This window comes from Novosphingobium album (ex Liu et al. 2023) (assembly GCF_029076845.1).
Lineage (GTDB): Bacteria > Pseudomonadota > Alphaproteobacteria > Sphingomonadales > Sphingomonadaceae > Novosphingobium.
In genome coordinates this window covers 1-23209 of record NZ_JARESE010000031.1, presented here as the reverse complement: position 1 = coordinate 23209, position 23209 = coordinate 1, and the positions used below count along the sequence as shown (strand labels likewise).

At 65.5% G+C, this 23209-nt stretch carries 29 protein-coding genes; 4 read left to right on the top strand and 25 right to left on the bottom strand.

The window, feature by feature from the left end; all coding sequences use genetic code 11:
• The 5 genes from nifN to nifH form a co-directional block, all read right to left on the bottom strand.
• On the bottom strand, positions 1-1425 hold a 1425-nt coding region (nifN, locus tag PYV00_RS11000), incomplete at its 3' end, for a nitrogenase iron-molybdenum cofactor biosynthesis protein NifN (protein WP_275228321.1).
• A gap of 2 nt (positions 1426-1427) precedes the next feature.
• Positions 1428-2894 carry a nitrogenase iron-molybdenum cofactor biosynthesis protein NifE gene (nifE, locus tag PYV00_RS10995; protein WP_275228320.1) on the bottom strand — a complete coding sequence of 489 codons (1467 nt, stop codon included), beginning with the start codon at positions 2892-2894 and terminating at the stop codon, positions 1428-1430.
• Between the two features lie 56 nt (positions 2895-2950).
• Positions 2951-4510 (bottom strand): nitrogenase molybdenum-iron protein subunit beta, encoded by a 1560-nt coding sequence (gene nifK, locus PYV00_RS10990; protein ID WP_275228319.1) that lies wholly within the window; start codon positions 4508-4510, stop codon positions 2951-2953.
• Positions 4511-4545: 35 nt separating this feature from the next.
• Positions 4546-6048, bottom strand: a complete 1503-nt coding sequence (nifD, locus tag PYV00_RS10985) for a nitrogenase molybdenum-iron protein alpha chain (RefSeq protein ID WP_275228318.1) — start codon at positions 6046-6048, stop codon at positions 4546-4548.
• A gap of 83 nt (positions 6049-6131) precedes the next feature.
• On the bottom strand, positions 6132-7013 hold the full coding sequence (gene nifH, locus PYV00_RS10980) for a nitrogenase iron protein (protein ID WP_275228317.1): 882 nt from the start codon (positions 7011-7013) through the stop codon (positions 6132-6134).
• Positions 7014-7375: 362 nt separating this feature from the next.
• Between nifH and PYV00_RS10975 the strand changes: the two genes are divergently transcribed.
• Both PYV00_RS10975 and PYV00_RS10970 read left to right on the top strand, forming a co-directional pair.
• Positions 7376-7807: a response regulator gene (locus tag PYV00_RS10975; RefSeq protein WP_275228316.1), complete on the top strand. Its 432-nt coding sequence runs from the start codon at positions 7376-7378 to the stop codon at positions 7805-7807.
• Between the two features lie 84 nt (positions 7808-7891).
• Complete coding sequence (locus PYV00_RS10970) at positions 7892-8095, top strand: TOBE domain-containing protein (protein ID WP_275228315.1); 204 nt, start codon at positions 7892-7894, stop codon at positions 8093-8095.
• 23 nt (positions 8096-8118) lie between these two features.
• Here PYV00_RS10970 and PYV00_RS10965 read toward each other — a convergent pair whose 3' ends face one another.
• The 19 genes from PYV00_RS10965 to PYV00_RS10875 form a co-directional block, all read right to left on the bottom strand.
• Positions 8119-8589, bottom strand: a complete 471-nt coding sequence (locus tag PYV00_RS10965) for a TOBE domain-containing protein (protein WP_275228314.1) — start codon at positions 8587-8589, stop codon at positions 8119-8121.
• A gap of 2 nt (positions 8590-8591) precedes the next feature.
• The gene (gene grxD, locus PYV00_RS10960; RefSeq protein WP_275228313.1) at positions 8592-8906 is read right to left on the bottom strand and encodes a Grx4 family monothiol glutaredoxin; all 315 of its coding nucleotides are present in this window, start codon (positions 8904-8906) and stop codon (positions 8592-8594) included.
• Positions 8907-8908: 2 nt separating this feature from the next.
• Positions 8909-9163 (bottom strand): BolA family protein, encoded by a 255-nt coding sequence (locus PYV00_RS10955; RefSeq protein WP_275228312.1) that lies wholly within the window; start codon positions 9161-9163, stop codon positions 8909-8911.
• Between the two features lie 11 nt (positions 9164-9174).
• Positions 9175-9474: a 2Fe-2S iron-sulfur cluster-binding protein gene (locus tag PYV00_RS10950; protein WP_275228311.1), complete on the bottom strand. Its 300-nt coding sequence runs from the start codon at positions 9472-9474 to the stop codon at positions 9175-9177.
• 16 nt (positions 9475-9490) lie between these two features.
• Positions 9491-10669 (bottom strand): DegT/DnrJ/EryC1/StrS family aminotransferase, encoded by a 1179-nt coding sequence (locus PYV00_RS10945; RefSeq protein ID WP_275228310.1) that lies wholly within the window; start codon positions 10667-10669, stop codon positions 9491-9493.
• Complete coding sequence (locus tag PYV00_RS10940; RefSeq protein WP_275228309.1) at positions 10666-10941, bottom strand: hypothetical protein; 276 nt, start codon at positions 10939-10941, stop codon at positions 10666-10668. Before PYV00_RS10940 ends, PYV00_RS10945 begins: the two co-directional genes overlap by 4 nt.
• A gap of 14 nt (positions 10942-10955) precedes the next feature.
• Entirely contained in the window at positions 10956-11324 is a 369-nt protein-coding gene (locus PYV00_RS10935; protein ID WP_275228308.1) for a hypothetical protein, read from the bottom strand.
• A 10-nt stretch (positions 11325-11334) separates the two neighbouring features.
• Entirely contained in the window at positions 11335-11571 is a 237-nt protein-coding gene (locus PYV00_RS10930) for a nitrogen fixation protein NifZ (protein ID WP_275228307.1), read from the bottom strand.
• Positions 11571-11918, bottom strand: coding sequence for a nitrogen fixation protein NifZ (locus PYV00_RS10925; protein WP_275228306.1), 348 nt, complete (start codon positions 11916-11918; stop codon positions 11571-11573). Before PYV00_RS10925 ends, PYV00_RS10930 begins: the two co-directional genes overlap by 1 nt.
• Positions 11911-12471 (bottom strand): hypothetical protein, encoded by a 561-nt coding sequence (locus PYV00_RS10920; protein ID WP_275228305.1) that lies wholly within the window; start codon positions 12469-12471, stop codon positions 11911-11913. The genes PYV00_RS10925 and PYV00_RS10920 overlap by 8 nt, the downstream gene beginning before the upstream one ends.
• Positions 12468-12686, bottom strand: coding sequence for a 4Fe-4S binding protein (locus tag PYV00_RS10915; RefSeq protein WP_275228304.1), 219 nt, complete (start codon positions 12684-12686; stop codon positions 12468-12470). Before PYV00_RS10915 ends, PYV00_RS10920 begins: the two co-directional genes overlap by 4 nt.
• Positions 12687-12692: 6 nt before the next feature.
• Positions 12693-14261: a nitrogenase cofactor biosynthesis protein NifB gene (nifB, locus tag PYV00_RS10910; protein ID WP_275228303.1), complete on the bottom strand. Its 1569-nt coding sequence runs from the start codon at positions 14259-14261 to the stop codon at positions 12693-12695.
• A gap of 291 nt (positions 14262-14552) precedes the next feature.
• On the bottom strand, positions 14553-15404 hold the full coding sequence (locus tag PYV00_RS10905) for an SIR2 family NAD-dependent protein deacylase (protein ID WP_275228302.1): 852 nt from the start codon (positions 15402-15404) through the stop codon (positions 14553-14555).
• Between the two features lie 5 nt (positions 15405-15409).
• A complete protein-coding gene (gene nifT / locus PYV00_RS10900) occupies positions 15410-15628 on the bottom strand; it encodes a putative nitrogen fixation protein NifT (protein ID WP_275228301.1) in 219 nt (72 codons plus the stop codon).
• Positions 15625-16458 carry a 4Fe4S-binding leucine-rich repeat protein gene (locus PYV00_RS10895; protein WP_275228300.1) on the bottom strand — a complete coding sequence of 278 codons (834 nt, stop codon included), beginning with the start codon at positions 16456-16458 and terminating at the stop codon, positions 15625-15627. The genes nifT and PYV00_RS10895 overlap by 4 nt, the downstream gene beginning before the upstream one ends.
• Before the next feature lie 25 nt (positions 16459-16483).
• Entirely contained in the window at positions 16484-16678 is a 195-nt protein-coding gene (locus PYV00_RS10890) for a 4Fe-4S dicluster domain-containing protein (RefSeq protein ID WP_260046382.1), read from the bottom strand.
• 183 nt (positions 16679-16861) lie between these two features.
• On the bottom strand, positions 16862-17725 hold the full coding sequence (locus PYV00_RS10885) for an LLM class F420-dependent oxidoreductase (RefSeq protein WP_275228299.1): 864 nt from the start codon (positions 17723-17725) through the stop codon (positions 16862-16864).
• A gap of 16 nt (positions 17726-17741) precedes the next feature.
• A complete protein-coding gene (locus PYV00_RS10880) occupies positions 17742-17924 on the bottom strand; it encodes a hypothetical protein (protein ID WP_275228298.1) in 183 nt (60 codons plus the stop codon).
• A gap of 20 nt (positions 17925-17944) precedes the next feature.
• Positions 17945-20389 carry a TonB-dependent receptor gene (locus PYV00_RS10875; RefSeq protein WP_275228297.1) on the bottom strand — a complete coding sequence of 815 codons (2445 nt, stop codon included), beginning with the start codon at positions 20387-20389 and terminating at the stop codon, positions 17945-17947.
• A 228-nt stretch (positions 20390-20617) separates the two neighbouring features.
• Between PYV00_RS10875 and PYV00_RS10870 the strand changes: the two genes are divergently transcribed.
• A complete protein-coding gene (locus PYV00_RS10870) occupies positions 20618-21232 on the top strand; it encodes a TetR/AcrR family transcriptional regulator (protein WP_275228296.1) in 615 nt (204 codons plus the stop codon).
• A 10-nt stretch (positions 21233-21242) separates the two neighbouring features.
• Here PYV00_RS10870 and PYV00_RS10865 read toward each other — a convergent pair whose 3' ends face one another.
• Positions 21243-21692, bottom strand: coding sequence for a nuclear transport factor 2 family protein (locus PYV00_RS10865; RefSeq protein ID WP_275228295.1), 450 nt, complete (start codon positions 21690-21692; stop codon positions 21243-21245).
• Between the two features lie 439 nt (positions 21693-22131).
• Between PYV00_RS10865 and PYV00_RS10860 the strand changes: the two genes are divergently transcribed.
• Positions 22132-23175, top strand: coding sequence for a tyrosine-type recombinase/integrase (locus tag PYV00_RS10860; protein ID WP_275228294.1), 1044 nt, complete (start codon positions 22132-22134; stop codon positions 23173-23175).
• Positions 23176-23209: the final 34 nt, after the last annotated feature.

The window sequence follows — 23209 nt, the reverse complement described above, 5'->3', positions numbered from 1 at the left end:
TTCGGTGAGAGGGATGGTGAAACCAGCCTCTGCGAAGGGGTAAGGCGTACCATCCCTACTCTCCTCTTGGGCCTCGGGAACGGGGGAAAGCGCGGGCCAGGCGTCGCGCCAGTCATCAGGCGTCGCTTCGTGGTGGCGGTGCATCAGTATGTTGCCGACCGCGAAGATCAGGTCGCGCGTGCCGCGATAGCCAACCGTGACGAGGTGCGCGGCGCCCAGCGTGTCGAACATCGGGATGCCGATGCGGAAATGCGGCACACGCAGCCGTTCGGCCGCCTGCCGGCCATGGCTGTGGGTCACGAGGATATCGGCGCCCGCCGCGCCCAGTTCCAGATCCTCCAGATCGCCGATGGTCACCGTCTCGCACGGCAGGCGTTCAAGGATCGGCGAAGGGGTGGTCGTCACCGCGCTCTGGACCACGCCGCCCACTTCGGCGAGCGTCGTCGCCAGCGCGAACAGCAGGTCGGGCTCGGCACCGATGGCGAGGCGGCGGCCGCCGATGTGGAAGTGCCCGTCGAGCATGGCGTCGATCAGCTGGCCGCGCTGGCGGCGGTACTTCTTCGGCACCGGATTGCCCGAAATCTCCTTGAGGAAGCCGACCAGTTCGTCGCAGGCGGCAAGCCCTGTGACGCGCTCGAACAGGCGGAACGGCACGCCGGCCTTGCGCTCCAGCGCCTCGGCGGCGGCGCGCATCTGCTCGCCGATGGCCAGGGTCCAGCCCGCCAGCGCCATGGCGCGCGCCTCCTCGCAGCCGGTGCCGCCCAATGTGGTGGGGGTGAAATCCTCGGGGATATGGCCGTCGAGCGAGCCGGACAGGTCGGGCAGGAACGTGGGTTCAAGCCCGAACGCTTCGATCAGGTCGCGCAGCTCGTCGATGTCGCCCGGAGTCAGGTGGCAGCCGGGCAGCACGTTGATGCGCCGCGCATTGCGCACCGAAGGTTCGGGCCGCGCCACCAGTTCCTCGATCATCGCCAGAACCGCCTTGCCCCAGCCATCCTGGAACGCGCCGGAGAAGTCGGGGGTGGCGCACGGGACGATGGCGACGTGCGCCAGTTCGGGGTGCCGGTCGCGGATCATCCGCACGAAGCCCTTGAGATCATCGCCCTTCACTTCGGTGACGCCGGTCGAACAGATGCCGATCAGTTCGGGACTGGTGCGCTTGACGATGTTGAGCACCGCCTGCTCGACATTCTCGAACCCGCCGAGCACCGTCGCCACTTCGGACATGGCGGTGGTCTGCAAGGGGATCGCCTCGCGGAAGTGGCGGACGAACAGCACCAGGCCGAAGCTGGTGCAGCCTTGCGAGCCGTGCAGCAGCGGCATCGTCCCGCGCATTCCCATGAAGGCCAGCGCGCCGCCGATCGGCTGGCTCATCTTGAGCGGATTGACCGTGCAGGCCTTTGCCGATTTGACGACCTGCGCCATGGCTAGGCGGCCTCCCGGCCCGATGCGGAGCCTGGCCCCGTCTGCGCAAGTGTCTCCGCGAGTGCCCGATCCTGCCATGACGCGGCGCCGGCGGCCGCCCATGGGGCCGGACGTCGGACTTCCTGCCAGACCGGATTGACAAGGGTCCGGTCGATCTCCTTCACCATCTCGACCATGCCGTGATAGCCGGCGAAGGCCGCATGGCGCTCCTGATTGATGTCCATCCACGGCATCGTCGCCTTGAGCGCGATGAACTGCGAACGGCCGCCCGAAAGCATGATGTCGGCCTCGGCGGTCTTGAGCTTGCGATACATCTCACGCGGCGTGAGATCATCGAACATGTGGGCATCATCGCCCATCAGCTTCTTGATCTTCTCCTTGTCCTCCTTGGTGGACTTCTTGATCGAGGTGCCGACGATCTCCATCCCCGCTTCCTGCAGCGCGGCGACCACGGACCACGATTTCACCCCGCCGGTGACGAGCAGCACCTTCTTGCCGGCAAGCCGCCGGCGGTAAGGCTCGATCGCGGCCCAGGCGCGCGCTTCCTCACGCGCGATCACCGCTTCGGTGCGGTCCATCAACTCGGGATCGGCGCCGCGCTCGATCAGCAGGCGGGCGATCTCGCGCAAGCTGTCCGACATGTCGCCGATGCCGTAGAACGAGCCTTCGAAGAACGGGATTTCGTAGCGTTCCTCCATCTTGCGGGCGACGTTGATCATCGCCTTGGAGCACACCATCATCGCCGCCCGCGCGCGGTGCGACCAGGCGACTTCCTTATAGCGCGCGTCGCCCGAGATGCAGGAGAGGATGCGAATGCCCAGCTCGTCCAGCAGCGGCTTCACTTGCCACAGCTCGCCGGCAAGGTTGTATTCGCCGATGATGTTGATGTCGTAAGGCGTGGTGTATTCGGGCTCCTGCGTGCCGATCACATGCTTGAGCATCGCCTCGCCCGCGAGCTTGTTGCCGAGGTTCTTGGGACCGACGAAGCCCGGAGACTGGATCGGGATGCAGGGCGTGCCGAACTTGGCCGCGGCCGCCTTGCACACCGCGTCGATATCGTCGCCGATCATGGCGGGCACGCAGGTCTGGTAGACGAACACCGCGGGCGGCGCGTATTTCTCGACGATCTCGCGGATCGCCTTGAACAAGTGCTTCTCACCGCCGAACACGATGTCGTTCTCGGTCATGTCGGTGGTGAAGCCGGTGCGATAGAGCGTCGAACCGGAAGACTTCGCGCCCCGGTTATCCCACGAATTGCCTTCGCAGGCGATCGGGCCGTGGACGAGATGGGCGACGTCGGTGATCGGCTGGAGTGCGATCTTGGCGCCATCGAAGGCGCACCCGCCCGCCGCCCCGCCCGGCTGGAGCTGCTTGGTGCAGCCCTTCTTCCTCTCTTTTTCCGACTTGGCCTGGTTCTTGCCGCAGCCGGGTTCGTTGAACACGTCCTGGATGGTCTGGTTCAGGGTCATGGGCGTAGCCATCTCATCGTTCGTGTTGCGCGGAACCCGGCTGTGAACTCACGACATCAGCGGATGATGTCGTAGCTGTAGTCGGTCTTGCTCGGCACGTTGGTGGTCGCGTCCATGTGCTCGAAGATCCGGTCGAGGATCGTCACGAGGACGTTGAGCGCGCCCTGATAGCCCCAGACCGGATAGCGATGCTTATGGTGCCGGTCGAAGATCGGGAAGCCGATGCGGATCAGCGGCACGCCGGTGTCGCGCTCCAGGTACTTGCCGTAGGTGTTGCCAATCAGGAAGTCCGGCTTCTCGGTGAACAGCAGCGAACGCATGTGCCACAGGTCCTTGCCCGGATAGGCCTTGCAGTTCGCGCCGAATGGCGAGCTGTCGAACAGCGCCTGCATCTTCGCCGCCCAGGCCTTGCCGCCGTTGGTGGAAAGCACCGCCACCGGCTCGCCGCCCAGTTCCATGACGAACTTGGCAAGGCCGTATGCCAGGTCGGGATCGCCGTAGATGGCGAACTTCTTGCCGTGGATATGGGCGTTGGAATCGGCGATCGCGTCGACCAGCCGGCCGCGTTCCCGGGCCAGTTCGTCGGGGATCTCCACCCCGGCAAGGCGGGCCACTTCCATCACGAAGCTGTCGGTCGCCTCGATGCCGATCGGATGGTTGAACGCGACCGTCTCCTGCCCGTGGTGGGCAATGAAGGGCAGCGTCTTTTCGGTGCAAAATTCCTGCATCGAGATGGTCGCCCTGGCGTGGATCGCGTTCGCCGCGTCCTCCAGCGTGGTGCCGCCGTCATACATGCGGAACTCACCGTCAGTGGGCGTGTCCCAGACGTCCGACTGATCGCCCAGGATCGTGTATTCCACCTTCATGGTATCGAAGATGCGCTTCACTTCGCGCAAGTTGCCGACCGTGTAGCCGTCGAACCCGCCGAGGAAATTGATCTTGCCGTTGGCCACGCGCTTCAACGGCTCGGCGGTCTTGGCCTTGCCGTCCCAGAAGTGCTCGAGGATGCCCTTCATCGCATTGTCGTAGCCGGTGATGTGGCTGCCGACGAAAGCCGGGGTGTGGGCGAAGGGAACGTCGAATTCGGCGGGAAGCGATTCCTTTTCCTTCGCTGTCTTGATGAAGGCGTTGAGGTCATCGCCGATCACTTCGGCCATGCAGGTGGTCGAAACCGCGATCATCCTGGGCTTGTACATCGAATAGGCGTTGGCGAGCCCGTCGATCATGTTGTTGAGCCCGCCGAACACCGCCGCGTCCTCGGTCATCGACGAGGAGACGCACGAGGTCGGCTCCTTGAAGTGGCGCGAGAAATGCGAGCGGTAATAGGCGACGCAGCCCTGCGAGCCGTGCACGAAAGGCAGCGTATGCTCGAAGCCGACCGCCGCGAACACCGCGCCGAGCGGCTGGCAGGCCTTGGCTGGGTTGATCGTCAGCGCCTCGCGGCTGAAGTTCAGATCCTTGTATTCCTCGGTCTTGGCCCATTCGCGCACCCGCTCCACCTCTTCGGCGGGATGCGGGTTTTCGAATTCGGCTTTCTTCCGGGCGAGCATGTCGGTGTATTCCGCGCCGCGGAACAGCTCGAGATGGTCCTTAACCTGATTTGCGTCCTGGGGCATCTGGGCCTCCTGTAAGCTAGAGGGGGTTTGGCGCCTTATTCGGCGGCGATCGCCAGGAAGTCGTCTTCGCCCTTCTTCCAGGGCGTCGGCGCCATCTTCCAGACGGGCGAGTTGATCGCCATGTCCATGTCGCGCGCGAAGATCGCGAAGCCGTCGTAGCCGTGATAGGGCCCCGAATAGTCCCAGCTGTGCATCTGGCGGAACGGCACGCCCATCTTCTGGAAGACGTACTTTTCCTTGATGCCCGAGCCGACGAGGTCGGGCTGGATCTTCTCGACGAACTTCTCGAATTCGTAGCCGGTCACGTCGTCGTAGATCAGCGTGCCGTCCTTCACATAGTGCTGGGCGGTGCGCTGGTAGTCGTCGTTGTGGCCGAATTCGTAGCCGGTGCCGACCACTTCCATGCCAAGGTCTTCATAAGCGCCGATGACGTGGCGCGGACGCAGGCCGCCGACATAGAGCATGACCGTCTTGCCCTGGAGGCGCGGGCGATACTTGGCGATGACCGCGTCGGTCAGGGCCTTGTACTTGGCGATCACGCGCTCGGCGCCCTGCTGGATGCTCTCATCGAAGTAGCTGGCGATCTTGCGCAGCGATTCCTCGATCTTGCTGGGTCCGAAGAAGTTGTATTCCACCCAGGGAATGCCGTACTTCTCTTCCATGTGCCGGCTGATGTAGTTCATCGAGCGGTAGCAGTGCAGCACGTTGAGCTTGGCCTTGGGCGTCGCTTCCAGCTCGGCGATCGAGCCGTCGCCAGACCACTGGGCAATCACGCGCAGGCCCATTTCCTCCAGCAGGATGCGGCTGGACCAGGCATCGCCGCCGATGTTGTAGTCGCCGATGATGGCCACGTCATAGGGCGAGGGTTCGAAGGTCGGCGCCTTGTCGCCGGCCTTGTCGAACACCCAGTCGCGCACCGCGTCGTTGGCGATGTGGTGGCCAAGCGACTGCGACACGCCGCGAAAGCCCTCGCAGCGCACCGGGACGATGGTCTTGCCGCCGTGCTCCTTGCTCTTGTTCTTGCTGACCGCCTCGATATCGTCGCCGATCAGGCCGATCGGGCATTCCGACTGGACGGTGATGCCCTTGTTGAGCGGGAACAGCAGCTCGATCTCGTCGATGATCTTGGCCAGCTTCTTGTCGCCGCCGAAGACGATGTCCTTCTCCTGGAAGTCGGAAGTGAACTGCATCGTCACGAAGGTGTCGATGCCGGTCGTGCCGATGTAATAATTGCGCCGCGCCGCCCAGGAATACTGGCCGCAGCCCACAGGGCCGTGGCTGATGTGGATCATGTCCTTGATCGGGCCCCAGACCACGCCCTTCGAGCCGGCATAGGCGCAACCGCGGATGGTCATGACGCCCGGAATGGACTTGATGTTGGACTTCACGCCGCAATCGCTCTTGCCGTCCTCGTGGACGTTGAGGTGCTTGGCGCGCCGCTTGGCGGTCTTGGCGGGATAGACTTCAAGGACTTCCTGGATCAACGCCTGGTTGCGTTCCTTGACTTCCGCGATGTCGGTGGTGGTCGAGACACTCATGGTATGCACTCCTGGTTGACCCGGTGGCCCCGGACCTGCCGCGCGGGACGAGGAAAGCGGCAGGCCCGGAACCGTGCGGATGCTCAGCCGACGGCGAGATCCGCGGCGGTGAGGCCCACCTGCGATTCGTCGATGGTCTTCATGATGCCGTGCTCCATGAGCAGGTCCTCAAGCTCATCCATGGTGATCGGGGTCGGGATCACGCCGTTGCCGGCATTGTTGTGGATCTTCTGCGCGAGCTGGCGATATTCGTCGGCCTGCTTGGAATCCGGCGCATATTCGATCACCGTCATGCGGCGCAGCTCGGCGTGCTGGACGATGTTGTCACGCGGGACGAAGTGGATCAGCTCGGTGCCGAGCTTCTTGGCCAGCGATTCGGCCAGTTCCAGTTCCTTGTCGGTCTGGCGCTCGTTGCAGACCAGCCCGCCCAGGCGCACGCCGCCCGAGTTGGCATACTTCAGGATGCCCTTCGAGATGTTGTTGGCGGCATACATCGCCATCATCTCGCCCGACATGACGATGTAGATTTCCTGGGCCTTGTTCTCGCGGATCGGCATGGCGAAGCCGCCGCAGACCACGTCGCCGAGCACGTCGTAGGAGACGTAGTCGATGTCCTCGTAGGCGCCGTTTTCCTCGAGGAAGTTGATCGAGGTGATGACGCCGCGACCGGCGCAGCCGACGCCCGGCTCCGGGCCACCGGATTCGACGCAGCGGATGTCCTTGTAGCCGATCTTCATCACGTCCTCGAGCTCGAGGTCCTCGACCGAGCCGGCTTCGGCGGCGAGCGAGAGGATCGTGTCCTGCGCCTTGGCGTGCAGCATCAGGCGGGTGGAGTCGGCCTTGGGATCGCACCCGACGATGAGGATGCGCTGGCCAAGATCGGCGAGAGCGGCGAGCGTGTTTTGCGAAGTCGTGGACTTGCCGATGCCTCCCTTGCCGTAGAAGGCGATTTGACGAAGTGACATTGCATGCTCCTAAGCTGTTTTGCGCGGTCTGTTTCCCGGAGCGGCTTGCCGGCCCGGTCTCTCCCCGTCGCGTCTCACTTCTGCGGCGGGTCAGCGGGCGAGCGCCGCTGCGCCACCCCTGTTGCAACGCCCGTGCCAAATGCTCGCAAGCGCAGCAAAGCGGCGAAAATCCGGGTGAAACGCGGGCGGTCCCGGCTATGTCGGACCGTGTGACAAAGCGAACAAAGCGGTCCCGCTTGTCGCAAAGGACACATGGAGCGCGATCGCGCGGCATCGCGCCGGACCCGGCCTTTCCCGGCGCGGCGCGATTGGAACGCGACTTGCTTGGACAAGGGCGCAACCAACCCGAGCGGAGATTGCCCATGCAGATCGGAGTCGAAACATCCAAGGCCGTGGACCAGCGCCGCATCTTCGTCGTCGACGAGGATGAGATCACGCGCGCCGCCCTGCAGTTCATGCTGCATGACGAGATCGAGACCCATGAACTGGGCAGCCTTGAGGAAGCCTATGAGAAAGGGCGCGACTGGCTGCTGCCCGACGTGTTCATCCTGGGCCTGTCGATCGTGGCGGCAAGGGGCGTGACGGTGATCGGCGAGATCGCCGGGCGCTATCCGGCCGCGCGCATCCTGATCGTGGCGGGCAAGGAGGACGAGGAGCTGGGTCTGGCCGCGCTGCGCGCCGGCGCCCACGGCGCGCTGATGAAGCCCTTGCGCATCGAGCCGGTACGGCAGAAGATCGACACCATCCTGGGCCGGGCCGGCGCCGCGCCGCTGGTGCAGCTTGGCGGATTATAGGCAGCGACAGTTCCGCGGGGAGAGTTTCGCCGGAAAGGTTCCATCCCATGCCGCCGCGAGCGGCCAGTCAGGAAAGCCGAACCCATGAAGATCAGTGCGAGAAACCAGATTGCGGGCACCGTGACGGCAATCACGCCGGGCGCGGTCAACGGTTCGGTCAAAGTCGATATCGGCGGCGCCACGATCACCAGCAACATCACCGAGGAAGCGATCGCCGAGCTTGGCCTTGCCGTGGGTGACGCCGTCACCGTGTTCGTCAAGGCCAGCGACGTGCTGATCGGCAAATAGCGCCCTGGCCGCAGGGCCTCGCCTCAGTCCTCGGCCGCGAGGATGATGTGCGAGGCCTTGAAGCAGGCCAGGATCGACCGGCCCGGCGCAAGCATCATTTCGCGCGCGCTGTGGCTGGTGACGATCGCGGCAAGCTCGCGCCCGCCGCCGATATCGAGCACCGCCTCGGTTTCCACCGGCCCTTCGGACAGTGCGATCACAGTGCCGCCGATCAGGTTGCGCGCCGAAAGCCGCAGCCCCGGCACGTCCTCCACCAGCGTGACGAAGCTCGCCTTGATCAGCGCCACGGCCCGGCCGCCGGGCCGGATATCGAGCGCGATGACATTGGCGTTGGTGACGAGCGCGTCGATGACGATGCGATCGTTCACCAGCAGGCCCACTTCGGCGTTGATCGGGCCGTGGACGATGGCGGTGACGATCCCGTCGAGCATGTTGCGCTCGCAGGAGCGCAGCGAACGCACCCGCTCGGCCGGAAGGCGTGCGATGCTCGCCATGGTCAGGCGTTTGCGCCGGCAAGCAGCGCCTGCAGCTCGCCGCTCGCATACATGTCGCGCACGATGTCGCAGCCGCCGATGAATTCGCCGCGCACATAGACCTGGGGCAGTGTCGGCCAGTCGGAATATTCCTTGATGCCTTCGCGCAGGAATGGATCATCCAGCACGTCGATGCCGATGTACGGGCGTTCGAGCGCGTCGAGCACTTTGACCACGCCGGCGGAAAAGCCGCACTTGGGCGCCGCCGGATCGCCTTTCATGAACACGACGATCTCGTTGTCGGTAACGAGCTTGCGGATACGATCGGAGGTGGCCATCGCTATTCTCCTGCTGGGGATGGGGTTGCGGGAACGAAAGTCTGCAGCGCCAGCGCGTGCAGTGCGCCGCCCATGTCCGCGCCGATCGCGGCATAGACCAGCTTGTGCTGCTGGATGCGGCTCTTGCCGGCAAACGCGGCCGAGGTGACGCGCGCGGCCCAGTGATCGCCATCGCCCGCCAGATCGACCATGATCACTTGCGCATCGGGAAAGGCGGCCCGGATGCGGCCTTCGATCTCGGCGGAATCCATCGGCACGGCGGCTCTCCTCAGACGAAGCTCAGGACTTCGACAGTGACGTCCTCGGTCCCCAGGATCGTCGCCTGGCAGGCCAGGCGCGACTTCGCGCCGACGCCGACCAGCGTATCGAGGATCTCGTTCTCCGCGCGCGTGGTCCGCGACACGCCCTTGCGCCCCTCGATCACGAAGATGTGGCATTGGCCGCAACTGGCATTGCCGTCGCACTTGTGCGCGACCGGCGCGCCGCCCGAAAGCAGCGCGGCAAGGATCGTGGTGCCCTCGCCCACATCGAGCGTGGTGCCGTTGGGCTGGATGGTCAGCGTCGTCATCGGGGGTCTTTTCCTTTCAGTAGATGGCCGCGCCGGCGCCGCTGTTGATCGACGCATCCTTCAGCCGGGCCACCATGAAGGCGACCTGCTCGGGCGTGAGGTGGGCGTGGAACGGCAGCGCGATGGCGCGGTCGGAAACTTTCTCGGTGACGAAGAGGTCGCCCTTCTTCCAGCCGAGGTCGCGATAGGCGCGCTGCAAGTGCAGCGGGCTCGAATAGGCATGGGCCTCGATCGCCTCGGTGGCGAGATCCTCCAGGATCGCGTCGCGCGCCGAGCGGGTGAAGCGCGTGCCCAGGTGCACGACGTAGAGGAACCAGTGCACATCCTCGACATCGGGGCTGATGTAAGGCGGCTTGATCCCCTCGAAGCTCTGCATGAAGCCGTCGTACATCGCCTGCACGCCGCGCCGCCGTTCCAGCAGCACGTCGATCCGCGAAAGCTGCGACAGCGCCAGCGCCGCGACCAGTTCGCCCATCGCCGCGCCGAACGGGGCCTGCGTCGTCGCCGAGACCGAGGCGCGCCCGGCCAGCCCGCGCGCGGCGAGGCGGCGCAGCGCCATGGCCAGCGCCGCGTCGTCGGTGACGAGCATCCCGCCCTCGCCGCAGCAGATCACGCCGGGCTGGGCGAAATCGAACACCGCGACATCGCCGAAGCCCCCGACCGGCCCCGCCTTATGGCGCGAACCGATCGCCTCGCTGGAATCCTCGACCAGGAACAGGCCATGCGCGTCGGCAAGCGCGCGCAGCGCCGGCCAGTCGGCGGGATGGCCGGCGGTGTTGCCCGCGATGATCGCGCGCGTCGCGGAAGTGATCTTCTCCGCCGCCTTGCCGGGCGCAAGCGTGCCGGACCAGTAATCGATATCGGCGAAGACCGGCCGCGCGCCGGTTCGCAGAACCGCATGGCCCAGCTCGCGAAAGCCGTGGGCGGACAGGATCACCTCGTCGCCCGGGCCGATGCCGCGCGCGGTAAGCGCGATCAGCAGGCCAATGGCGGCGCTCGACACCGCGACCGCGACCGCCCGCCCGGTATAGGTGGCGAACGCGCGTTCGAGCCGTTCGGCGACCGGCCCCTCTCCCAGCCGGTCGCCGCGCAGCACCGCCTCGACCGCGTCGAGATCGGCCTGCGAAAGATCGGGATCGCACAGCGGGATCTGCAACGGCTCGCCCGTGGCGATCGAGACGACTTCGGCGTTCACGACGCGGCCTTCGTCGCGATCAGCAGCGCGGTCGCTTCAGCCGGCTCGCCGGTCACGCGGATGCAATGGCCCGAGGTATCGAGCAGGTGGAGATCGAAGCCGCCAGCCTCGCGAAACGGGGTTTCGAGCACGTCGGCGGCGTCGCACTGCCGGTTCGGCAAGTGCGGCACCAGCCGGCCGAGCGCGCAGGCCGCCGCCGGCCCGCCGATCTCCTTGCCCAAGGCGGCGAGCAGCGCATCGATCCGCCCGATATCCCTCTCGGAAAGCCCCATGGCGGCCACTCCGCTCATTGCCAGAACAGCTTCATCGGATCGGTGTTGATCCGCAGCAGCAGCTCGCCCAGCCGGGCAAAGCGGCCATCCTCGATCCAGCATTGCGCAGCATGATCGCGCCGCAGCAGCGCCCATTCGCGATCGCGCTCGTTCCACGAGAGCAGCGCGACGTCGATCTCGCCGCCATGGGGATCGACATTGCGCGAACAGCAAGGGCTGCGCACCAGATAACCGTTGTCGACCGGCAGCACGCGGGGCGCGACATAGCGATAGCGCGAGCGCTGCTCGATCGAGCGGGCGACGCGCATCCGGTCCAGCTCGTTGGGATGGCGCACCGGCATGGCGGCGACGGAAGGGCGGCGCAGCGGGGATGCGATCGACATCGCCGCCCCCTCAGGCTCGCGCCAGCTCTTCCTCGAAGCAGCCGACGACCATCTGGCCATCGAACTCGACGAGGTAGACCGGAGTGTTGCTGTCACCGTGATGGCCGACATTGACGATCTCGCCATGGGTGCCCGCCGCCGCGAGCAGCGCCTCGGGCGGCCAGCCGGGATGGCTGCCGTCATTGACCAGATCGGCCACGGCGCGGACTTTCTCGCCCCAGCGAAACAGCGGTTCGCGCAAGTCCATCATCGCGCCGCCTCTGCCATGCGCGAACTTGGCGCCGGCCGGCCGCTGGGCAGTTCGTCGTCGTCCTCGATGCCGGCCCAGACCGGATCAAGCTCGCGCCGCTTCATGCCGACGCGATTGCCGCTCTCGAAGAATTCGACGCCGTAGATGTAGAACTGCTGAAGGAACGTGCCGATCGAGACGACGATGCCTTCCTCGCCCTTCCTCACCAGCAGGTCGCCGATTTCCTTGCCCGCGTAAGTGCCGTCGTTGCGCACCAGCCGCCTTGCGCGGACCCGCTCGCCGTAGCGGAAGGCGGGCGGCCCGTTCAGTTCGACGACCTCGCTGTCGCGCACGATGTTAGTCATCGGCCTGCTCCATCCGGTCGAGCACCTCGATCAGCACTTTGGCGCCGATGCGGTCGCGCGGGTCCAGCTCCAGCAGCTTCTCCGCCGCCTCGCGCCCTTCGGCGAGCTTGCCCAGCCGCAGCGAGAGGTAGGCGTAGCCCTTGAGGCTGAAGAGGAAGAAGCGCGGCAGCAGCGCCTCCCATTCGCCGAACGGCGCGTCATCCGGCGCGACGCGGCGCCAGTGCTCGCCCAGCACGTTGAGCCGCATCGCCTTTTCGACACAGGCCCGCGCGACGTCGAGCGCCTCGGCCAGCCGACCTTTGTAGAAATAGAAGCGATAGAGCGCGATCAGCACCGCCGCGTGGTCGGGCGCGATCCTTTCGGCGGCGAACAGGTGCGTCTCGGCGACGTCGGTCAGGTGATAGCGCTCCGCCGCGCGGTCGAGATGCGCCCGGGCCTCGGCGGGCAGCCCGCCGCCCAGCAGCGGACTGGACAGGATGCTGCGCTCGACGGCGTCGGACGCCCCGTCAAAGCCTTCGAACACCAGGCGCTCGGCGGGCGGGCGGGCCGTCACGGTATGGACCTCGGCAGCCGGGTGTCGATCACGCAAGTGTTGTCCACCGGGCAGATCGCCACGCATTGCGGATCGTCGAAATGGCCGAGGCATTCGGTGCACTTCGCCGGATCGATGACGAATGTGTTGCCCGCCTCCGAGATCGCCTGGTTGGGACAGAGCGCCTCGCAGGCGGTGCAATTGGTGCATTGCGAAGCGACAATGCGGTAGGGCATCGCCCGTCACCCCGCCTGCAGCAGCGCGCCCTGCCGGATCGCGGCATCGCCACGTTCGGCATGGACGATCTCGCCCGAGGCGACTCTGGCAAGGTAGTCCTTGAACCAGGCCAGCGCGGACTTCTCGATATATTCGTGCGCATAGCCATCGACCGGCTCGATCCCGGCGGCGCTCAGGTCCGCCTTGGGGCAGCCGCCGATCTTCGCGACGAACACCGCGTGGCAATCGTTGATCGCCTTGATGATCGTGTCGAGGCTGTCTTCCTCGCCATAGCCGCCCTGGCAATAGAGATCGACGCGGCGGTGGCCGACGAACTTGGCGCCCCTGGCGTTCAGTTCGTAGATCTGGAACTCCTTGGCATGGCCGAAGTGCTCGTTGATGACGCCGTGGCCCTTGGTGGCGACGGCGACGAGCAGGCCGATGTCGCCGGCGGCTTCAAGCCCGTCAAGCTCCCCGGCCTTGGCCGCGACTTTGGCCTGGCGCTCGGCCTCGACCGCCTGCTGGTAGGCCTTGCGGCCTTCGGCGTCGTATCCGACGTCCATCGCCATGATCTTTTCGGTGGTGAATTCGGCCGAGCGATCCTCGCCCAGCAGGCCGACCGCGTCGGCGCGGCACTGGCGGCAGTGGCGCATCATGTTCATGTCGCCCTCGCACTCGTCCTGCAGGGCCTTCAGTTCCTGCGCGGTCGGGCCGCGCTGGCCGTTCAGGCCGAAGACGGTGCCGTGCTCGGGCGCCGAGATCAGCGGCATGATGTTGTGCAGGAACGCCCCGCGCGATTTCACCGCCCTGTTCACTTCGATCAGGTGCTTGTCGTTCACGCCGGGGATCATCACCGAGTTGATCTTGGCGAGGATGCCGCGCTCGGTCAGCATCTCGAGGCCGAGCATCTGGCGCTCGGTGAGGATCTTGGCCGCCTCGTAGCCGGTCAGGCGCTTGTTCTCCCAGAAGATCCACGGATAGATGTGCTGGCCCACCTCGGGATCGACCATGTTGATGGTGATGGTGACGTGATCGACCTTGTACTTGGCGATCTCGTCCACCCAGTCGGGCAGCGCCAGGCCGTTGGTCGAAAGGCACAGTTTGATGTCGGGCGCGACTTCCGAGATCAGGCGGAAAGTCTCGAAGGTCTTGGCCGGATTGGCCAGCGGATCGCCGGGGCCGGCGATGCCGAGCACGGTCATCTGCGGAATGGTGGAGGCAACCGCGAGCACTTTCTTCGAGGCCTGCTCGGGCGTCAGCCGCTCGGACACGACGCCGGGGCGGCTCTCGTTGGCGCAGTCGTACTTGCGGTTGCAGTAGTTGCACTGGATGTTGCAGGCGGGCGCCACGGCGACGTGCATCCGCGCATAGTGGTGATGCGCCTCTTCCGAATAGCAGGGGTGGTTCTTCACCTTTTCCCAGATCTCGGCGGGCATGTCGGCGGGGCCGGCGGAGCTGCCGCAGCTCGCCTTGCCGCTGCCGCCTTCGGTGCCGCAGCCCTTGTGCTCGGCCAGCTTCTGCATGACGTCGGAGATATCGACGACGGGATCGGCCGGTTCGCCGGGCTGGTCATCCTGAAACGAGAGATCGGTCATGAAAACTCCCCGAGTGTGCCCGGTGTCGCGGAAGGAGGGCGGCCCGCCCACCGGAACTTTGACGATGCCTCATGCTCAGCAAGCGGCGTGCCAATCCCCGCGAATGGCGTATTTCCGCGGCTTTCGTTCTGCACCGCAACAGGATTGTTGCGATTGGGCCCCACGCGGTTTGTCGCATTGTCGCGACCGCGACATGGCGCGATGCCGAACTCTGGCGGACAAAAAGCGACGCCGCCCCGAAAAATCCGGGGCGGCGCGCAAGGTTACACCGCCATCGCAATGGCAGCGCGGTCAGTCCCGGCCCGGCGCGATCAGCGTCGCCAGCGCCTCGGCCAGCGGCAGGTCGATCGGCACGATGCCCTGCTCGTCAAGGAAACGGCGCTCGTTGCGGGTCAGCTTGGCGAACTCGACCACCGCGTAATGGCGCGCGGCCGAACGCTTCATCACCTGCCGCGCGTAAGTGCGCAGCAACTGGTCGTGGAACCGGCAACCAAGGAACAGGAAGGTCTTGCCGGTGCGGCGGTTGCGCACGTCCTCGGGGATCGGCGTCTGGATGTCGATTTCGGTCAGAACCTCGACATAGTCTGCATCCGAGATCAGGAAATTGGCATCGGGATCGACGCTGCCGTGCGGGCTGTAAAGCAAGGTCGCGGCCTTCGCCGCCGTCGCGGCATCGGCGGGACGGCCTTGCGCGTCGTAGAAGCGGAACCAGCGATCCTCGCCGATCCCGGCGCGCGTGATGCCCTGCACTTCGGCCCAGTCGCCCCGTCCGGCCAGCGCCCGGCGCATCTCGCCCGTGTACCAGGCATCGACCACCAGCGGCAGCGGCAGCCCGGCCAGCCAGCGATGGAAGGCCGATGGCGCCACCGGCGCGGCATAGGCCTCCTTCATCCACAGCGTCACCGTGTCGCGGAAGCGATAGTTCTCGATATATTGCGCGGCCGCCCAGCAATTGCCGCGCGCGCGCCTGGGCAGCGCCGTCTTGCCGGCGAAGAAATCGGCCAGCGCCTCGGGCGTCATCGGCGCGCGCAGTTCGGCCAGCGCGGAGATGCCGGGGCCGAGATAGGGCACCACCTCGCCGGCGGACAGCGCCTCGGCCAGCCCGGCGAGCAGGACGTGCGGCTGTTCGAGAACCTGGTCCATCGCGATCATTCCTCTTCGGCGGTGGCGCGCTTGCGCGCCTCGACCGTGATCGGCAGCCGGGTGTCGGCCGCCATCTCCGGCAATTCGAGAATCCAGCCGTTGGCCAGCCGCGCCCAGCCGCCCCACAGCGCCTCGTGCTCGGTTTCGACGATCGGCTCCTCCAGATCCTTCTTGGGCACGTAGGCCGACAGGATTCCCTCGGCGCGGCGGATCATGACTTTCATTGGGGTTCCTTCGGATCGGACGGATCGGATTCCAGCAGCCGCAGGATCGCGGGCGCGGGTTCGAGATGGTGGGCAAGCTGGGGCACTTGCGCGATGCGCTCTCGCGCCAGATCGCGGATCGCGGCTTCGGGATCGTCGAGCAGCGCGACCAGTTCCTCCTCGGCGATGCGCTCGGCCACGGTGAAGCGGACGCGGAAATCGCTGTCGGCGATAAGCAGGCGCAACTGGTCGAGCGGCAGCCGCTCGGCGACGAGGCGGCGCACCAGCGGATCGGGATCGAAGCACATGTCGGGCAAGGCGCGCAGGTCGATCCGGCGCGCCACCCAGGCGCGCACCTCGGGATCGGGATCGTGGCGCACCAGCGGCAGCAGTTCCGCCGGCATCCGCCGCACCGCCGTCAGCCGCACCATATAGGCCTGGTCCTCGATCGCGGGCAGCAGGTCACGCCCGGTCAGGCGGGAGGCGGCGGCGATGCGCACGTCGGTTTCCTCATCGTGGATCATGTGGCGAATCCTGTCTGTCGGCAGCCGCAAGGTCGCCATGGCGCGCACTTCGCCTTCCGGGTCGTCCAGCAGCGGGGCGAGGCGGAACACGCTGGCATAGCGCGCCGCCCCCGCCCGCACTTCGAAATAGGGATGATCGAGGTACTGGTCGGCCAGTTCGCGGTTGACCGAAAGAAAGCGCTCGACCCGGCGCGCGCGGCGATCGCGGATGCACGCCTTGCCCTTGGCGCAAAGCCCCATCGCGTTGATCGCCTGGTGGCCGCATTCGCGACAGCGGATCGGGCGTCCCTTCCAGTCGAGCGCGGCGGCAAGGTCGTCGTCGGTCATGGCCGGTCCGGCGGCGCGGAACCGCTCAGGCCGGCACGCAGGTCTTGGGAACCGGGCAGACCGTATCGCACTGCGGGTGATCGTACTGCCCTTCGCACTCGGTGCACTTGGCGGGATCGATGATGAAGGTGTCGCCCTTCATCGAGATCGCCGCATTGGGGCATTCGAATTCGCACGCGCTGCATCCGGTGCACTGCGAAGCGATGATCTTGTAGGCCATGACGGCAAGGCTCCTGCTGGCTGTTCGCAGCGGCAGCAAAGCAGGAACCATGCCAGTGGCGGGAACGGCGCAAATCCCCGGCCGGGGGAAACAGGCTGTGTCAGGTCCGCGACAAAGCTTGTCGCGTTTCCCCTAAGTTAGCGCCCGCTCGGCGCTGCCCTTCACGACACGTAGTCACGCCCGCTAGCGCCTCGCCTTGAGGGCGGCGAGAGCTTCGGCCGCATAGTCGATGTGCTGCTCGACCGAGGCATGGCCCAGTCCCATCGTCGAAACCGCGACATGGCTGCCGCCGATATCCGCCCAGCGCCGCGCGGTGTCCGCAATGTCGCCGGGCGTGCGCGCGCGCAGCATATTGCACCGCAGCTCGAAGGGCTCCCCCGAACGTCCCGCCTGGTCCAGCAGCTCGCGCAGCCGCGCGGTCTGGGCAAAGGCATCGGCGGCGCCATCGGCGAAGATGAAGCCATCGCCAATGCGGGCCGCGCGGCGCAGGGCGACATCGACGAAGCCACCCAGCAGGATCGGGATGCGCCGGCGCGGACGTGGGTTCAGCGCCACGCGATCGACCTGGTCGAACCTGCCCTCGAACGAGAGCAGCGGTTCGCTCCAAAGCCGCCGCAACAACGTGACCTGCTCTTCCAGGCGCTGGCCGCGCGTCGCGAAATCCTGGCCCAGCGCATCGTACTCGACATAGTTCCACCCGGTTCCGACCCCCAGCGTCAACCGGCCTTGCGACAGGAGATCGACGTCCGCCGCCTGGCGGGCGACCAGCGCGGTCTGCCGCTGCGGCAGGATCAGAATGCCCGTCGCGAATTCGATCCGCTGCGTGATCGCCGCGGCATAGGCGAACATGACCAGCGGATCGTGGAACGGCTGGTGCTCCGTATAGGGGCCGGTGAGCCTGGGCTCGCGATCATGGCTTGCCCCCAGCACATGGTCATACGCGAGCAGGTAATCGAAGCCCATGCCTTCGGCGGCCAGGGCGATCCGCCCGACGGCCTCTGGATCGCCTTGCAGCTCGGTCTGGGGATAGATGAGGCCTAGTTTCACGATGCGCTCCTGCTGATCACTTGTCCAACCTCGTGGGCGCGCGCCTGCCCTCCATCCACACCCTGGGCGAGAGCAACCGCTTTTCCGCTTCGAGATGTTCCGGGGAGAGGAACGGCTCGGTCCCATACCTCACCCGGACTTCGCTATCCACCTCGTCGGCGGTGACGATCGCGCCCTCTGTTTCGCTTACCTCGTTCATGGCGCGCCTCGCGGGGACGTTCAGCGGTTGCCGAGCAGGGAACTGCGGAGCGTGAGCTGCAGGAGTACTGAGCGCGGCGGGCCGGAAATGCCCAGGATATCGGCCGGGGTGGTCGTGCCGGTGCCGCTGCCCGTGCCGGTGAAGGCCAGCGTCCCGCCCGTCGCGGTGTAGAGCTTGTTGGTCAGGTTGCGGCCGATCAGCGCCAGCTCCCACGGCTTGTCCCGGCCGCCGAAGACCGAGACGCTGCCATTGAGCTGCCAGTAGCCCGGCTGGCGAGCCAGCGGGTGCGCCTCGGTCTGGGTCGCGTAGGAGCTGGTGTAGGAGGTATCCAGCGTGACCGAGCCGCCCAGATCGGCGCTCACTTCATGCTCATAGGTGAAGCCGGCGGTCAGCGCCCACTCGGGCGCGCGCGCGAGCCGCTGGCCGCTCTGGTCCTGTCCGTTGAACGGGTTGGCGGCGGTGCCGGCGGTAGCCGGGCTGGCCGGGTTTCTGGGCAGCAGGTTGCACCCCGCGGCCACCGCTTGGCCCGCATAGCAGCCGCCGATGAAATCCCGGTACTTGGCGTCATTGTAGGAGACCGCGCCGCGCAGTTCGAGGCCCTGCAAGGCATCGGGACGCACGGTGGTGCTGAACTCGACGCCCTGAATCCGCGCCGAACCGGCATTCTGGACCCGCTGCGTGAAGGCGACCTCGTCCCAGCGCGAAAGCTGGAGACCCTTGTAGTCATAGCGATAGGCAACGAGGTCGAACTGGATCTGGCGATCGGCCAGGTTGCCCTTGATGCCCAGTTCACCGCCCTTCGCCGTCATCTGGTCGAACGAGAGATCGCGCGCGGCCAGTGTCGGGAAGGCGCCGGCCGCCCCGGTCCTGAGCGCGCCCGGCGTGGTGTTGAACCCGCCCGAGGTGAAGCCTTCGCGATAGGCCGCATAGACGGTGAGATCCGTGGTGGGCTTGTAAGTCAGGGTCACTTCCGGCGAAAAGTCGTGATACTTGCGCCGCGGATTGAGGATCTCGAACGGGCTGGCATTCGTCGGCGTGTTGGCGACCGTGCCCTTCAGGCTCTTTTGCTCCCATGACTGGCGCGCGCCCACGGCCAGTTCCAGCTGATCGCTGAGTTCATAGCGGGCCTGCCCGAACAGCGAATAGGCCTCGGTATGCTGATCGTAGAAAGTGGCGGCGACCAGGGCCGGCGCGGCGATATAGGTGAAGAACGCCTGCCCGACCGTCAGATCGCCATCCTGGTAGAAGCCGCCGAGCATGAAGTTGAGCGGCCCGTCGAAATCCGAGGTGAGCCGCAGTTCCTCGCTCAAGCCCTTGATCTTGAGGTCCAGCGAAGCGCCGGTCCGGGGATCGTTGACCGAAGTGAACGACCCCAGCCCGTGTTCCTGAAGGCGGTAGAAGCCCGAGACCGAAGTCAGCGTCAGCGTATCGTTCAGATCATAGTCGGCGGTGCCCGAAACCAGGAACTGGCGCGATCGGGTATGCGAGGGGCCTGCCAGATCGGGGTGAAGCGCGGCGACGGAAGCCGGCAGCGCCACTTCGGTATAGTTGCGGTCAAGCTTGCAGTCGGTGGTGATGGGCGCGACCTGCGATGCGCCGCCCGGGCAGAACACCGGCTGGCCGACGCCGCCAGGCCCATATCCGTCACGGTCACGCTGCCCGTGGTTGACCTTGATCTTCACCCGGAACCTGTCGTCGGTCGTGCGGAAGGTCAGGGTGCCGCGAATGAAGAAGTCTTCCGCGTTGTTGCTCTTGGAACTGGCGCCGGGGGTCCGGCCCGCCAGCGGCACGCCCAGGTTGCGGAACCAGCCATCTTCCTTGGAATAATAGGCCACCAGGCGCGCGCCGACATTCTCGGTCAACGGGCCCGAAACCATCCCCTCGGCGAACCGCTGGTCGGCGGCGAATTCGTAGCCGGTGCGCAGCCGCGCCTCGAACGAGGCGCCGGGATCGGCCGAGATCAGCGAGATGATGCCACCCGGGCTGTTCTTTCCGTAGAACAGCGATTGCGGCCCCTTGAGCACCTCCACCCGCTGCAGATCGAACTGGCCGAGGCGGACCGCGTTGCCATAGCTGATCGGGATACCGTCAAGGTTCAGCGTGACCGCCTGCTCGGTCGAAGGATTGGCCAGACCGGCGCCGATCCCGCGCAGGTTGATCGAGCCGCCGGCCTGATTGGTCGATTCCCCGATGACGAGTTGCGGCACCTGCTCGCCGATCGAGATCAGGGAGTTGGTGGCATAGCGGCTCAGCTTCTCGCCCGAGAGCGCGGAAATCGCGACCGGGACATCCATCAGCCGCTCGTCGCGCTTGCGCGCGGTCACGATGATATCGCCGGGGGCGGCCGCCTGCGCATCGTCCGCCTGGGCCGCCTCCGGCCCGGCCGGGGCCGCGATCGCCGCTGGTGCGGCCAGGCTCCATGCGGCCGTGGCGACCAGCAACACCTTTGCGTGTCCGTGAAACATCCTGTGCATCCTCCTCCTGGGCCCACGCATTTCGCGTGGGCGTACTCCGGCGGGGATCCGCGATACACCGGCCCCCGAACCTGGAAGCGAACGGTACCACGAAAAGAGTGAATGACCATTCATTTTTTCTGCGATATGATGCCGGCAGCACTTGGTCTTTGGTTGCATCGCGGATTGGGATATGGCGCTGACGTTCCCATTCCTTCATCCATAGGATTACCCGAAACCATGGTTCGCCACGCCAAGGCTCTGGCCCGTCGCAAGGAACGGACCGAGCTGCGCTGCGAACAGGTGCTCGAAGCGGCGGAAGCCTGCTTCCGCGCCGAAGGCTTTCACGGTGCGAGCATGGCCCGGATCGCCGAGACCGCCGGCATGAGCGTGGGGCACATATACAGCTATTTCGAAAGCAAGGAGGCGGTCATCATCGCCCTTTGCGAACGCCGCTTCGCCGGCTTCGAACACCTGCTGACCCTGGTCGAACATGACAAGCGCCGCAACCGCGCCTCGCTGGTCGATGCCTGGATTTCGCAGTTCGCCTGGTGGATCGATCCCGAACGGGCGCCGCTGACGCTGGAAATCATGTCGGAGGCCGGGCGGAACCCGAAAGTCTCCAGCGTCGTGCGCCGGATCGACCGGCGCTTCCGCGACATGATGCGGCAAAGCCTCGTCCCGCTCGCCGGGCCGATCCCCGAGGACGAAATCGAGGATCGGCTGGAGGCCCTGACCATGCTGGCGCACGGCATGACCATCCGCATCACCGCCGACCCGGATGTCGACCCTCGCCGGCTGCTCGAATCGTTCCGCCGGGCTGTCCACAGATTGCTCGCGATTCCAAGCGCCTAAGGCCGAGAATCTAGCTCAGACCCGGATTGCCGAGCCTTTCGCTCCGCCAGCGCGCGACCGCGGGTTGCAGAATATCGCGCACCGGATCGGGATCGAAATATTCCCGGACGTGGCGGATGCGGTCCTGCGCATCGAACTCGACGAGGAACAGGTAGGTGTTGGCATATTCCCTGCCGTCATAGAGCAGGCCCTGGGATCGCGCCTGGATGACCACCCTGTCATCCTGCGCGGTCACCGTGTCGATGGTGACGGCCAGCGGGCGCGTCCACACTTCGCCGACGGTCCGCAACTTGGGCAAGTAATCCTCGCGCCCGATCATTCCCATCAGCGGCGACCACGCCGTCAGATCATCGGCATAGTGACGAGGATCGATGCCGCCCCGGCCGATGTTGAGCAGAAAGTCGCGGGCGATCGCGATCCGGCCGGCCGTGCTTGCTGAAATGTCGGAAGTCGCGGACATGGTGATGGGCGATTGTGCGCGGAGAGGATGCCGAGATCAAGCCCTGGCACGGGCAGGGATCGAACGGCTGATGCGGACCCGGCATAGCCATCGCCGACTGCCAAAGGATCGAGGCGAACGGTCAGTTGAAGATGGAAACGATGGGCGGACGCCGCCGCGGAAACCCGCCTTCGACAATCGAAGAAATCTCCGCAATCTATTGATTTTCCGGCAAAAATCTGGAGCGGGCGAAGGGATTCGAACCCTCGACCCCAACCTTGGCAAAGTTGCATTTATCGTTTTCCGCAGTTTTCCAAACTACGCCATTCTACTACTAACCAACTGATTTATAGATTGTTTATTCCATTCCTCTACGCTATACAACCACAAGGAAACGACGTTTTTGTCGTTGGATGTTGTAGCCCGGTTGTAGCCCGAGGCGACCCGATAGAGGCAGGCGATGAAGGCTTCCGAGGTCAAACTCACCAAGACCGTCATTGATGCTGCCGAGCCTCGTGAGCAGCGCTATTCCCTGTGGGACAGCGAACTGAAAGGCTTCGGCGTTCGGATCGGCGTGGGAGGTGTGAAGACCTTCGTCGCCAAGTATCTGGCGGAAGGTGGCGGCCGGCGGGCGCCGCAGCGCTTCTATTCGATCGGCCGCGTTGGCGCACTAACCGTCGAACAGGCCCGGCGGCGCGCAAAGGAAATCATTGGCGCCGCAGCGAATGGTCAGGATCCGGCCCTTGATCGCAACGGAAAACGCCAGGAGCGAACTGTCGCCGAGTTGATCGACCTTTATGAGAGTGAGGGCTGCTACATCCAGCGCGGCAAACGGCAGGGCGAGCCTATGAAGCCGCTGACGAAGAAATATACGATGGCGCGCCTGCGGCACCATGTTGTCCCCTTGCTTGGCAGAAAGCGGGTGACAGAAATCGGCGCGGCCGAGATCGAGCGCTTCTTCCGGGATGTCGAGAACGGCAAAACCGTGAAGAATGAGAAAACCGGCCCACGGACCCGCATCATCGTAAAGGGGGGAAGCGGTGCTGCCCGCAAGGTGTTCCGGGACTTCTCCGCTGTGCTGAGCTTCGCCAAGCGCTTCAGCCTTATCGAGAGCAATCCGTGTGAAAAGGCGGTGGTCAAGAAAACCGACAACGCCCGGACTCGATTCCTGAGTTTAGACGAATTGCGCCGGTTCGGCGCTGCCTGCGACGCCCTCGAAAAGGAGGGCGCCAATCCCAAGGCGCTCAATATCGCGCGCCTATGGGCGCTTACCGGCTGCAGGCGGCAGGAAATTGTTGAACTCAAATGGGCCGAGGTCGATTTCGACAGCGGGCTGATCACGCTCGATGATACCAAGACCGGACAATCAACACGCCCCCTGCCAATCGCCGCAATCGCGCTCCTGCGAAACCTCGAACGCGTTGATGGCACGGACTATGTCTTCCCGGCCGATACCGGCGAGAGCTTCTTTCAGTGCGCGGCGACAACTACGATGGCCGGTTGAGCGGCGACTATGATGGCCGGTAGGATCGGTTGTC

Excerpts from the sequence above, each read along its gene's own strand:
- nifE (WP_275228320.1), bottom strand. The coding sequence starts at position 2,894 with ATGACCCTGAACCAGACCATCCAGGACGTGTTCAACGAACCCGGCTGC.
- PYV00_RS10875 (WP_275228297.1), bottom strand. The coding sequence starts at position 20,389 with ATGTTTCACGGACACGCAAAGGTGTTGCTGGTCGCCACGGCCGCATGG.
- PYV00_RS10965 (WP_275228314.1), bottom strand. The coding sequence starts at position 8,589 with ATGGCGAGCATCGCACGCCTTCCGGCCGAGCGGGTGCGTTCGCTGCGC.
- PYV00_RS10950 (WP_275228311.1), bottom strand. The coding sequence starts at position 9,474 with ATGACGACGCTGACCATCCAGCCCAACGGCACCACGCTCGATGTGGGC.
- PYV00_RS10895 (WP_275228300.1), bottom strand. The coding sequence starts at position 16,458 with ATGACCGACGACGACCTTGCCGCCGCGCTCGACTGGAAGGGACGCCCG.
- PYV00_RS10940 (WP_275228309.1), bottom strand. The coding sequence starts at position 10,941 with ATGGGGCTTTCCGAGAGGGATATCGGGCGGATCGATGCGCTGCTCGCC.
- nifH (WP_275228317.1), bottom strand. The coding sequence starts at position 7,013 with ATGTCACTTCGTCAAATCGCCTTCTACGGCAAGGGAGGCATCGGCAAG.
- PYV00_RS10870 (WP_275228296.1), top strand. The coding sequence starts at position 20,618 with ATGGTTCGCCACGCCAAGGCTCTGGCCCGTCGCAAGGAACGGACCGAG.
- nifB (WP_275228303.1), bottom strand. The coding sequence starts at position 14,261 with ATGACCGATCTCTCGTTTCAGGATGACCAGCCCGGCGAACCGGCCGAT.
- grxD (WP_275228313.1), bottom strand. The coding sequence starts at position 8,906 with ATGGCCACCTCCGATCGTATCCGCAAGCTCGTTACCGACAACGAGATC.
- PYV00_RS10890 (WP_260046382.1), bottom strand. The coding sequence starts at position 16,678 with ATGGCCTACAAGATCATCGCTTCGCAGTGCACCGGATGCAGCGCGTGC.
- PYV00_RS10880 (WP_275228298.1), bottom strand. The coding sequence starts at position 17,924 with ATGAACGAGGTAAGCGAAACAGAGGGCGCGATCGTCACCGCCGACGAG.
- PYV00_RS10915 (WP_275228304.1), bottom strand. The coding sequence starts at position 12,686 with ATGCCCTACCGCATTGTCGCTTCGCAATGCACCAATTGCACCGCCTGC.
- nifT (WP_275228301.1), bottom strand. The coding sequence starts at position 15,628 with ATGAAAGTCATGATCCGCCGCGCCGAGGGAATCCTGTCGGCCTACGTG.
- PYV00_RS10905 (WP_275228302.1), bottom strand. The coding sequence starts at position 15,404 with ATGGACCAGGTTCTCGAACAGCCGCACGTCCTGCTCGCCGGGCTGGCC.
- PYV00_RS10925 (WP_275228306.1), bottom strand. The coding sequence starts at position 11,918 with ATGACTAACATCGTGCGCGACAGCGAGGTCGTCGAACTGAACGGGCCG.
- PYV00_RS10975 (WP_275228316.1), top strand. The coding sequence starts at position 7,376 with ATGCAGATCGGAGTCGAAACATCCAAGGCCGTGGACCAGCGCCGCATC.
- nifD (WP_275228318.1), bottom strand. The coding sequence starts at position 6,048 with ATGAGTGTCTCGACCACCACCGACATCGCGGAAGTCAAGGAACGCAAC.
- PYV00_RS10865 (WP_275228295.1), bottom strand. The coding sequence starts at position 21,692 with ATGTCCGCGACTTCCGACATTTCAGCAAGCACGGCCGGCCGGATCGCG.
- PYV00_RS10860 (WP_275228294.1), top strand. The coding sequence starts at position 22,132 with ATGAAGGCTTCCGAGGTCAAACTCACCAAGACCGTCATTGATGCTGCC.
- PYV00_RS10970 (WP_275228315.1), top strand. The coding sequence starts at position 7,892 with ATGAAGATCAGTGCGAGAAACCAGATTGCGGGCACCGTGACGGCAATC.
- nifK (WP_275228319.1), bottom strand. The coding sequence starts at position 4,510 with ATGCCCCAGGACGCAAATCAGGTTAAGGACCATCTCGAGCTGTTCCGC.
- PYV00_RS10935 (WP_275228308.1), bottom strand. The coding sequence starts at position 11,324 with ATGTCGATCGCATCCCCGCTGCGCCGCCCTTCCGTCGCCGCCATGCCG.
- PYV00_RS10930 (WP_275228307.1), bottom strand. The coding sequence starts at position 11,571 with ATGGACTTGCGCGAACCGCTGTTTCGCTGGGGCGAGAAAGTCCGCGCC.